Annotated in this window: 8 protein-coding genes, 1 tRNA gene and 1 rRNA gene; 3 read left to right on the top strand and 7 right to left on the bottom strand. The window is 38.5% G+C overall.

The features are described from left to right. Positions 1-50: 50 nt before the first annotated feature. Positions 51-166: ribosomal RNA gene (gene rrf, locus OPF91_RS19065) — 5S ribosomal RNA — on the bottom strand. 403 nt (positions 167-569) lie between these two features. Beyond that, positions 570-1667, bottom strand: a complete 1098-nt coding sequence (locus tag OPF91_RS19060; protein WP_264990503.1) for a cysteine desulfurase family protein — start codon at positions 1665-1667, stop codon at positions 570-572. 92 nt (positions 1668-1759) lie between these two features. On the opposite strand from OPF91_RS19060, the gene nadB reads away from it, so the two are divergent. From nadB to nadA, 3 genes are read left to right on the top strand one after another with little or no spacing between them, the layout of a single operon-like run. Beyond that, positions 1760-3334 (top strand): L-aspartate oxidase, encoded by a 1575-nt coding sequence (gene nadB / locus OPF91_RS19055; protein ID WP_264990502.1) that lies wholly within the window; start codon positions 1760-1762, stop codon positions 3332-3334. Then, positions 3291-4151: a carboxylating nicotinate-nucleotide diphosphorylase gene (gene nadC, locus OPF91_RS19050; RefSeq protein WP_264990501.1), complete on the top strand. Its 861-nt coding sequence runs from the start codon at positions 3291-3293 to the stop codon at positions 4149-4151. The genes nadB and nadC overlap by 44 nt, the downstream gene beginning before the upstream one ends. Next, positions 4138-5241, top strand: a complete 1104-nt coding sequence (gene nadA, locus OPF91_RS19045; RefSeq protein WP_264990500.1) for a quinolinate synthase NadA — start codon at positions 4138-4140, stop codon at positions 5239-5241. The genes nadC and nadA overlap by 14 nt, the downstream gene beginning before the upstream one ends. Before the next feature lie 42 nt (positions 5242-5283). On the opposite strand, the gene OPF91_RS19040 is transcribed toward nadA, so the two are convergent. The 5 genes from OPF91_RS19040 to OPF91_RS19020 form a co-directional block, all read right to left on the bottom strand. Then, positions 5284-6834, bottom strand: coding sequence for a hydantoinase/oxoprolinase N-terminal domain-containing protein (locus OPF91_RS19040; RefSeq protein ID WP_264990499.1), 1551 nt, complete (start codon positions 6832-6834; stop codon positions 5284-5286). Continuing rightward, a complete protein-coding gene (locus OPF91_RS19035; RefSeq protein WP_264990498.1) occupies positions 6827-7930 on the bottom strand; it encodes an S-methyl thiohydantoin desulfurase family protein in 1104 nt (367 codons plus the stop codon). The genes OPF91_RS19040 and OPF91_RS19035 overlap by 8 nt, the downstream gene beginning before the upstream one ends. After that, entirely contained in the window at positions 7927-9195 is a 1269-nt protein-coding gene (locus OPF91_RS19030; RefSeq protein WP_264990497.1) for a cytosine permease, read from the bottom strand. The genes OPF91_RS19035 and OPF91_RS19030 overlap by 4 nt, the downstream gene beginning before the upstream one ends. Before the next feature lie 133 nt (positions 9196-9328). After that, positions 9329-10936, bottom strand: coding sequence for a PucR family transcriptional regulator (locus OPF91_RS19025; RefSeq protein WP_264990496.1), 1608 nt, complete (start codon positions 10934-10936; stop codon positions 9329-9331). 275 nt (positions 10937-11211) lie between these two features. After that, positions 11212-11282: transfer RNA gene (locus OPF91_RS19020), tRNA-Glu, on the bottom strand.

Below are 11282 nucleotides of genomic sequence, written 5' to 3'. Positions count from 1 at the left end.
GCTTGTAAGGCAGATGCTCTCCCAGCTGAGCTAATCCTCCTGGGTATTATGCCTAGCGATGTCCTACTCTCACAGGGGGAATCCCCCAACTACCATCGGCGCTAAAGAGCTTAACTTCCGTGTTCGGTATGGGAACGGGTGTGACCTCTTTGCCATCATCACTAGACTTTTGATGTCTCTTTCAAACAATCACTTGTCCTTCAAGACAAGAATTATTGTATAATGTTATTCTAAAATATGCAATACCTTTTTTAAAAAAATATTATTTTTTTAAATTGGATTAAAAGAAAAAGTGCCCTGTTGCTCATTATAACAAGTGATTTACAAAAAGAAAATAGTTTATTTAGAAATGAATAGAATTGTTATTCAATTGATATTTATAAGTTCAACACAATCTCTTATCTATTTCTCAAATGATACTATTTGCGAAAGTTTTGATACTTCACCATCTTAATTTTGCTCAACATCCAGCATCTTTTTCCTGTCCATTATCACTTTCCATCTAAATTTAAAGGAATGTTATTTGTATTGAACTCGTAGTATAACATCATCATTCTCCATGCTAACTGCTATATGAAGCGTTCATAATCTATCATAGAAAGCTGCTGCTGTACCGTTTCTAACTGTTCAATTGTTGTGCTTGGTCCAAATGAAATTCTAAAAAACTGACGTGCTTCTGTAACAGAATACCCCATTGATAAAATAGCCTTTGTTCCCGAATCGCTGTGAATATCACAAGCGCTACCTGTGGATATACAAATACCTGCCTCATTTAATTTCAATAAAACATATTGTCCTTCTACTTTCCTCATGACAATCCCACAAATCGTAGGGAGCTGCTCCTCACTCTCTATCAAACAACAATTTTTCGGTAAATGCTGTTTAAAAAATTGACGTAATTTTTCATAATGATGCTGTTCATACTTATATTCTTCTACCGCTGTAGCAAAAGCGACAATAGCTGGTGTATCTAACGTGCCTCCACGCAATCCTCTCTCATGTGTAACCCCTGGTGTTAAAGCAGGCACACGTAATGTAGGGTTGATATAAATAGCTCCACAGCCTTTTGGTCCACCAATCTTATGTGCAGACACTGTGAGCGCATCCACTTGTACCTGTAATGGTACTTTGCAAAAGGATTGTACACAATCAACATGCAGTAATATATTAGCCTGCTTTGCCATATGAGCAATGTCGGCTATTGGTTGGATGGACCCAATTTCTGAATTGACATGCTGAATGGAAATTACTGATGTCTCTTCCTCTATCGCTTCACGCAGTTGCTCCACACTAATACAACCATTGGACTTTAATGGTAGCTTTGTGATACGATAGCCCATTTTCTCCAACGTATTTAATGCAGCATGAACAGATGTGTGTTCTGCTTGTGAGGAAATAATATGCTTGCCTTTTTTAGCTACCATCGCTAATGACAAGATGGCTAATATATTCCCCTCTGTCCCGCTTCCAGTAAAAATAACACCATCGCTTTTCACTTGTAAGGCATTGGCAATGATTGCTCTTGCTTGTTCAACAAAATGATGTGCCTGTCCACCCAAGTCATGCAGGCTTGCACTATTACCGTAATATCGTTTTGCTACTTCACTATATGCTTCAATTGCTTTCGCTGTCATAGGTGAAGTGGCAGCATAATCTAAATAAATCATTTTTTTCGTCCTTTCTTCTTTATCAAAGTCTTGTTTTCTTGTTTATTTTATGTAAAGATATGTGTCAAGACAACTGTAAAGAAGGTATAGTTATGGATGTAAAGACAGATGTGCTAATTATTGGTAGTGGTATTGCGGCACTTCAAGCAGCACGTATACTCGGCACACATTTTCATGTACAAATTGTAACAAAAACGTCTGTGAAAACAAGTAGCTCTTATCGTGCACAAGGAGGCATTGCAGCCGTTACAACAGCAACAGATCATACAACATTTCATATTGCAGATACATTGCGCGCTGGTGAATACCATCATGTACAAAAAAATGTAAATACGTTAATTGAAGATGGCGCTGAATTAATTACTTCACTGTTAAAGGAAGGGCTACCGATTGATCGTCAAGCCAATGGAGAACCGCTTCTTGGTCTAGAAGGTGCACATAGCCATCACCGTATTTTACATGCAGGTGGCGATCAAACTGGTAAACATTTCATTCATTATTTACTAAACCAGCTTCCTTCCACAGTCACCTTAAATGAAAACGAACTTGCTTATGAGCTTTTATTAAATAGACAAGGGGAATGTATTGGTGCACTGACAATAGGCGACACAGGCACTAAATGTTATCTTGCTCATCATATTATTCTTGCGTCAGGTGGTGCAGGGGCCCTTTATAGCTGTACATCTAATTTTTCTACCAATACAGGTGATGGCATCGCTCTTGCTTATCGTGCAGGAGCAGCTATTAGTGATATGGAATTTATGCAGTTTCATCCTAGTTTATTATGGTGTGATGGAGAGGCAAAAGGTTTGGTGTCCGAAGCAGTACGTGGTGCAGGTGGTATTTTTGTCGACGCACAGCGACAGCCAATCATGAAAGGACAGGATTTAGCTCCACGGCATATTACCGCCCATACTCTATTTATTAGGCGGCTGGCGGGACAGGAAACATTTTTAGATATTTCAATGATTGAGCAATTTACAGAAAAATTTCCTACTATTGCTCAGCTTTGTATGGATAACGGTATAGCACTACAAGATGGCTTAATTCCGATAACGCCAGGTAGCCATTTTTTAATGGGTGGTGTCATTGCGGATGATACAGGAAAAACATCCATTCCTTTTTTATATGCGATTGGAGAAACAGCATGTACAGGTGTCCATGGGGCAAATCGTTTAGCTAGTAACTCTTTACTAGAGGGGCTCACATTTGGCTATAAAATGGCTCAAACCATTATTGATATAGGCTGTCATCAACAGCAATTTGAAATTCAATCAACAGATTTTTCACAACCATTACCAGCCCTATTCACCAAGAAAGAGTTGCAACAAAACATGACACAGGCATTAGGAATTGTTAGAAACCCTCTAGACATCCATTATTTTGCACAACAATTGCCACCTCTACAAGAGCTTCTACATGTAGATACTACTCAATTACATCGTCAGCAAATTGAACTGTATATGATGCACATTGTAGCAGCCTTAATGGCACACGCCGCCATGACACGAACAGAAACACGCGGTGCACATATTCGTACAGATTGTCCCTATATGGATACACAGTGGGCAAATCGTTGGATTATTTTTTCACAAGGACAAATGGAAGTGAGGAATTCTTTATATGAATATCATCAAACTCGAGGAAATGCTCAAACAATTTTTTAACGAAGATATAGGTGATGGTGATCTATCTAGCACCTTTCTTTTTTCTACTGAACAGCAAGGGGCTTTTTCCTTTTATGCAAAGGAAGATGGCATTTTTTGCGGTGCTCCTGTTATTGAACATGGTTTCCGTCTTCTTGATTCATCGATGACGATTACAATGAATAAACAGGATGGCGACATCGTTCAACGTGGGGAAACCATCGCTCATATTCAAGGCTCTCTCCAAAAATTATTAATGGGGGAACGTGTAATTTTAAATCTTATTCAGCGTATGTCTGCCATTGCAACAGCTACACATCAAGCTGTCAATGAAACAGTCGGTACACAGGCAAAAGTATGTGATACACGCAAAACGATGCCTGGCTTACGTATGTTGGATAAATATGCGGTGCGCATTGGTGGTGGCTTCAATCATCGCAATGGCTTATATGATGCCATTATGCTAAAAGACAATCATATTGCATTTGCAGGAAGCATTACAAAAGCCGTTCAAGCTGCTCGTGCCAAAATTGGGCACACTGTCAAAATTGAAGTAGAGATTGAAACAAAGGCACAGCTAGAAGAAGCTATTGCTGCTGGAGCCGATGTCATTATGTTTGATAATCGTACACCTGATGAAATACGTGAGTGGCTGCCACTTGTCCCTAAGCATATTGCAACGGAGGCATCTGGCGGTATTACACTTGAAAATTTAAGTGCTTATGCACAATCTGGCATACAGTGGATTTCTCTTGGTGCATTAACACACTCTGTTAAAGCCTTTGATATTAGCGCACTTGTTCAATTGAAAGGAGCCGATTCTCTTGTCCATCACTAGTTTATTACAACAAACAACCCTATTACCCGAGCACTACCGTACATTATCAAAAGATGAGATGGAAGCTCGCATTATCGATATTAAACAAACACTAGGTAAAAAGCTTTTTATTCCTGGTCATCACTATCAAAAAGATGAAGTGATTCAATTTGCAGATGCAACAGGTGATTCCTTACAACTTGCCCAAGTATCTGCGGCCAATAAAGAAGCGGAGCATATTGTATTTTGTGGTGTGCATTTTATGGCAGAAACGGCAGATATGCTGACGTCTGAACAGCAGCACGTTTACTTACCAGATATGCGTGCAGGCTGTTCAATGGCAGATATGGCGGATATTTATCAAACTGAGCAAGCATGGCCTATTTTACAGCAGCTTTTTGGAGATACAATCCTCCCACTTACTTACGTTAATTCGACTGCTGCGATTAAAGCGTTCACTGGACGACATGGTGGTGCCTGTGTAACATCCTCGAATGCAAAGGACATGGTAAAATGGGCTTTTACGCAAAAGCAACGTATTCTTTTCTTACCTGACCAGCATTTAGGACGCAATACAGCTTATGATTTAGGTGTACCATTGGAAAATATGGCTGTTTGGAATCCACATACGAATACATTAGAAACAACGCAAGCACCAGAAAATATTCAAGTTATTTTGTGGAAAGGACATTGCTCTGTACATGAAGGCTTTACCGTTCAGCATACAGCAATGATTCGTCAAACATATCCACAAATGCGAATTATCGTGCATCCTGAATGTAGCCGTGAAGTAGTAGCAGCAGCCGATGATGCAGGCTCTACCAAATATATTATCGATACGATTACGAATGCTCCAAGTGGTTCTTCATGGGCAATCGGTACAGAAATGAATCTCGTGCATCGTATTATCAAACAGCATCCAGATAAGCACATTATCTCATTAAACGAAAACTTCTGTCCTTGCTTAACGATGAATCGCATTGACTTGCCACATTTACTTTGGTCACTGGAAAGTATCGTTGAAGGACAGCCAATGAACCGCATTCAAGTGGATAGCAATACAGCAATAGAAGCACGTTTATCGCTTGAGCGAATGTTAGCACGTGCATAAACTAAAAGGAAGAATCTGCGCAAACAGACTCTTCCTTTTAGTTTAGCTCATTTTCCCTACTACCTTCACCTTTAATCTTGTCGCATTTTCAGGATGGTAGGCAAGTGGTGTTTCTTCCACCTCTACTAACTCAATCGTATTTGCAAGTGCACCAGCTAATATCGCTTGCTTCACTGCCTTCTCCTGTGCATCCTTCAGTGACGCTTCACGAGACTCTTTCGCATAAATATAGATTTGCTCATACTGTCCACTAATTTGAGCAATGGATGCACCAATAGCATTGGCGACACCACCATTTTCAGATTTTACAATATTGGCAACGCCACGAATGCTTTCTGGCACAATAATGCCTCCACCGCCAACTAAAACAAGCTGTACATCCTCCGATGATGTTTTCATTTTATCAATGGCTTGTTCAAGCATAAGGGAAATTTTTTCTTGCACTGCTTTTGCAAATGCTTCATCAATATGCGCTACTAAATGACAGTCACCTATATCCGCTAAACCTAGTCGCACGGCAATATCTGTTGTTGTCATCGTAGAGCCACCAAATACTAGTGCCTCTTCACTAATTTTATAGCCCACACTATCAGGTCCAACTGTAATTTGCCCATCTGTAGCACGTACAATACTGCCTCCACCTAGTCCTACAGAAATAATATCGGGCATTCTAAAGTTTGTACGGATGCCACCTACCTCTACTGCTATGGAGGATTCTCTTGGAAAGCCATCTTGTAGCACACCAATATCAGAAGTCGTACCCCCTACATCCAATACCATCGTATTTTGGATTTGTGACAAATAAGAAGCACCACGAATACTATTTGTCGGTCCACAGGCAATGGTTAATATAGGGAATTGCTTCGCATAATCAATTGACATCAATGTCCCGTCGTTTTGGCATAAATATACCTGTGCATCGACAATACCTTCTACCTCTAATGCCTGTACAAAGCCTGTCGCTGTTGTATGAATAACTTTGCATAATGCAGCATTTAAAATAGTCGCATTTTCACGTTCAATTAACCCAACAGAGCCAATAAGTGATGAGCAAGAAATTGGAAATTCTTCTCCATACGCTTCCTTGATCATCTCACGTACATTTAATTCTTGGTCATTTTTAATGGATGAAAAAACACCAACAATCGCAATCGATTCTACTTGATCTCGCCACTCTTCAAGTAATGTTTTAATCTCCCCCCCATCCAATGCACTTAATATTTGTCCATCATATTCATAGCCACCATGGACTAGCGCATACTGACCAGAAAGCTGTTCCACCATATCCTTTGGCCAAGCCGTATAAGGTAAAACAGAGGCAGTGGCAGGATAGCCTAGACGAATCACACCAACTCTTGCTAATTTTTTACGCTCAACAATGGCATTCGTACATTGTGTTGTTCCAAGCATCGCATGTGTAATTTGGCTTTTATCAATATCAGCCCCTTGTAGTAAGCTGCGCAATGACATTTCAATACCTGTTTTAATATCTAGACTTGTTGGTGATTTTACACTATGAATAAGATGATTGTGCTCATCTAAAATAATCGCATCTGTATTTGTACCACCCACATCTATCCCGATTTTATACATGCTTCGCCACTTCCTTTTTCACCATTTCTTCGATTGGCACATAGTCATAATCATAGCCAAAGTATTTCGGTCCTGCTGTTTCAATACCTTTGGCTGTACGCCATTTTTCATGCGCTGGTAAGCCCATTACACGCACACGCTTGCCATATTTTAAGCTTTCTGTTGTCACAGGTAATAATGTTTCATAATCTACTAGGCAAATTAAATCAGGTGTCATCGCTACAACCTGTTCATTTTTTTCCGCTACTAAATTTTCATTTTGGAAATGAACGTTCATTTGATCACCTTTATGCTCATCAATTCCTTCAAGGTTCATTTTCCCAAGGTTAAAGCCACCTTTTGTTTCACGAATCACATCAACAATTTTGCCTTGGAATAACTCATAACCTGACACAAGTGTGAGCAATGCTTGAATTTTTTCTTTTACTTCTTGCTCTTTAGAAGCAATAATTTCGCCTATTTTCTCTGACAATGTAATAATATGATGCACACCACTCTGCTTAATTTGCGCACCTGTTGTTGGATACAAACTCACAAGAGAACTTGCTCCCATCTCAACAGTTGCTGTACGTGCCAAACGCTCTGTCCATTTATTATCAAGTGTCTCGAAAATGCCCATATTGCCTTTTTCATCGCTAATCGCCATTGGGGTTGCTGAAATGCCAGCTAAATGGAAAGTGACCATTTGTAGCTCTGGAAATGCCCGTCCCATCCCATCACAATCAATCAGCGGTAACCCTAGCTGTGCTGCTACAACAATCGGAATCATGGAGTTTACGCCTCCTGCTTCCATTGGATATGTGCCAGCAATCTTTTCTTTTCCTAAATATTGAGCGAGCTTCTGAAATACTTTGACAAATTCATCACCGCGTGGGAATTTTTCAATTAACACAGAGGGAGCACCCATCATAGCAGCTGGAATGAAAAAATCATCATCTGTTATTTCATCCACAGAATATAATTTCACTGGTCCGTTTTTTTCAATAGCAGAAAGTGCCATTAATTTGCCGATATAAGGATCGCCTCCACCACCAGTCCCTAAAAAGGCAGCTCCAATGGCAATATGCTCAATTGCTTCTTTATCTAAATATCTCATCTATTTTCCTCCAACAGAATATTTTTTTGTGCGGACATACGATACCCCAAATAATAAATAACAAATGAAATGATAATGCCTAACAACGGCTGATTTGGCACTGCTGGTAAGCTTGGGAATAACGAACAAATAACCGGAACACTTGCAATGATTGCACCCACTAACCAAGAAAATACGCCCAATCGATTAACTCCCTCAACCTCTCGCCAAGCACTTGCATCGCCTTTGTGTATCACCCAGTATGACGCAATCATGACACCAGCAACAGGCGGAATCATCGCAGATAAAATAGACATAATTGGTGTAAAATAATTTAAAATACCTACAACGGCTAACAATGTGCCAATCGTACCAGCAACACCAATCGCCATTTTCTCTTTATCCTTCGTAATATTAAATACATTAATTAACGCAATACCACCTGAAATGGCATTAAGTAAATTCGTTTTCCATGTCGCTAAAATTAAAGCAACACCACCGATAAAAGGTGTAATAATACTTAAAAATACGGCTGTTAAATCACTTGTTTGATAAGCAATGGTTAAAATAGCACCAACACCAATCATCAATACACCAGCAGGAATAATCCCAAACGTCGCTGCCTTCATAACATCTGAACGCTTTTTTGATAATTGAGAATAATCTCCTGCGATAACTGCTCCTAATGCAAACGAGCCAATCGTCACCGCTAAGCCATCCATAAAGCTCATATTGCCCTTAGGCTGATAATTTAAAATTAGTTGTAAATCATCTCCAATTAAAATAGGTGCTAAGCCAATGATACAAATAATGATTAAAAATGGAACCGCAATATAACTTAATACACGTAGTACCTTTATTCCGTAAATAGCTGATACAACCATCACTAAGCCACTCACTAATGAAGCTAGTGGAACAGGTATATTCACGTTATACGTGGCAAGTAAATTGGCTACAGCCACTCCACACACGTTGGCTTGAATACCAAACCAGCCTAAGCAGGCAATCGCTAAAATAATCGATAATATTGTGCGTGAGCCTTTTTTTCCAAATACTTGACTGGCAACATGGACAGTTGGCTTCCCTAGATCACTACTTTGCATCCCCTGTAAAATCATAAGAACTACAACAATGGCATACCCCACAAATGACACAGCTAATGCCTTCGATAAGCTCATACCAGAAATGAGCGCATTGCCTACTAACAAACTTGGAATACAAATCATAGCACCAGCCCAGATAATCCCTAAACTATACCAAGATTGATATTGATTATTATTTTTCATAAAATGCCCTCCCTTGCTCTCTTGAATCGATTAATGTTTTTTCATTATAAAAGAGCATATAAGGATACGTCTTTTTCAAAAACGAAAAAAAATATCTGAATTTTTGTCCTTTTTAACAAAAATTCAGATATTTCTAATCATTTATTAAACGATAAATCATACAAGCCATATAAACATCATAAAACTCCGAGTACACTGTAACATCATGTCCAATTAATTCACTAATTTTCTTCATACGATATTTCACGGTGTTTTTATGAATATACAAAATTTTTCCACACTCATCAAAACTGCCATTTGCATCTAATAAAAAGACAATTAATGTACTTAATGACTCTGAATCCTGCAAAATTGGCTCAATCACTGATACATATTCGTCTACTGTTTCTTCACCCTGTATGCTTAAATCAATCGCCCGTTTCATCGAACGCATTTCTGCCGCTGTAAATAATTTACGCATTGGGTAGATGGTGTGTGCTTTTTCACCTATTTGATTTACTAGCTGATACATTTGACGAACAGCTTTTGTATCTTTCATTTTCGGGCAATACACCGTCGCTGATATTTTGGCTTGATAACCTGTCGTCTCAATAAATTCATGTGCAATATCAAATTCATGAAACTTATACATAGCATTCCCTAACAAGACAATCATACAGTGATCAATACATTGAATAACCCGTGTTTTATAATATTTGGAAAGTTGCTCATCTAATTCTACTCTTATATTTTTTTCTTTTGATAAATCATTGATAGACACTAACCACATCATCTGAATCGCAGAGACATCAATATGCAGCAGCTTAGCTAACCTTCTCATTTTCTCACTTTCATCATTCACAATCGCCTTCACTAAAGCATACTCACTCACTTCATCATGCTTGTTTCCCCATAAATTAATGGCAACTTGCACAACCTCACCAATTTTTTCAATCACCTTCGCTGGTAAATTTGTGTTCTCTTTAATTAGAAAGAGTAGTAATGGCTCGCCATTTTTTTGCACAATACTCTTATATTCAATAAAACAGCAAAGATCATTTTTTTGTAAATCTAGTTTGCCTTTTTCTTTTTCGAAATTGGATTTTGAAAGCTCCTGTATAATGGTGGCAACATCTAAAGACGAATTTCTTGGCCACATCACTTGATTGACAATATCAAAATTCATATTCGTCAGTAAAATATTAGCTTTCAAACGATCTGATAACATTTTTAATGTAATTTCAACGCTTTGCAAATGCTCAGGTAGCAAGGATACCTTCTCCAATGTTTCTTTTACGAAATAATCATTCACTGTTTGATTATGAACAATCGCTTCCATCACCTCATAAATGACTTCATTATATCGAAGAGAGTAATCATTTCTCGGCATACAAATAATAATAAAATCTCGTGCATCTGCTAATTGCAGAACTTCCTGTGGGATAGTAGGCAAGACAATACCTACATAATATAAAATAAGCCCTAACTCGCCTAAATCATGTAAATGTTGAATCGTTTCACACTGTTTTTCAACGCTTTCTCGTACTGAATAAAAGGAACTAATAACGAGTTCTTCAGCGTACCATTCTTCCTGAACCGTTTGAACAATTTCTGAAAAGAAGGCACCATCCGAAACTTCTAGTACAGATAATGAAGAAACTGTTCGATTCAAATTATTTTTACCTGTTAACACTTCTGCTCCTCTAAATGAAGGTAGCTGTAGTATATCTTTTACCGTCACCCCAATTTTCTTCACCACCATTCTTATTCATTTGATTATCAGGATTTTCATACATACACAAAATTCAATTACAAAAAGAATATCATATTTTGGTTTTAAAGGTTTGCAATTAGCTTTGTATACATGTTTTTAAATTCTAACGACTAATTAAATCCATATTCATACAGACAGATTAATTAGATATGTGCTATAAATACATGCACTTTGCTATAGTTTGAGTGGCAAAATAGTTCAACAGCGAATTTTCCAATAAAAAAATGCAATGAACGTCTAGTTGACATTCACTGCATTTTGTATGACCCGTACGGGATTCGAACCCGTGTTACCGCCGTGAAAGGGCGGTGTCTTAACCACTTGACCAACGGGC

This window comes from Lysinibacillus piscis (assembly GCF_026012395.1).
In the GTDB taxonomy this organism is placed as follows: Bacteria; Bacillota; Bacilli; order Bacillales_A; family Planococcaceae; genus Lysinibacillus; species Lysinibacillus piscis.
The sequence above is the reverse complement of the archived record's forward strand: the minus strand, read 5'-3'. Positions and strand labels throughout refer to the sequence as shown.

Bases quoted from the DNA above. Each gene is read 5' to 3' on its own strand.
- OPF91_RS19060 (WP_264990503.1), bottom strand. From the start codon at position 1,667: ATGATTTATTTAGATTATGCTGCCACTTCACCTATGACAGCGAAAGCA.
- nadB (WP_264990502.1), top strand. From the start codon at position 1,760: ATGGATGTAAAGACAGATGTGCTAATTATTGGTAGTGGTATTGCGGCA.
- nadC (WP_264990501.1), top strand. From the start codon at position 3,291: ATGAATATCATCAAACTCGAGGAAATGCTCAAACAATTTTTTAACGAA.
- OPF91_RS19040 (WP_264990499.1), bottom strand. From the start codon at position 6,834: ATGTATAAAATCGGGATAGATGTGGGTGGTACAAATACAGATGCGATT.
- OPF91_RS19035 (WP_264990498.1), bottom strand. From the start codon at position 7,930: ATGAGATATTTAGATAAAGAAGCAATTGAGCATATTGCCATTGGAGCT.
- OPF91_RS19030 (WP_264990497.1), bottom strand. From the start codon at position 9,195: ATGAAAAATAATAATCAATATCAATCTTGGTATAGTTTAGGGATTATC.
- OPF91_RS19025 (WP_264990496.1), bottom strand. From the start codon at position 10,936: ATGGTGGTGAAGAAAATTGGGGTGACGGTAAAAGATATACTACAGCTA.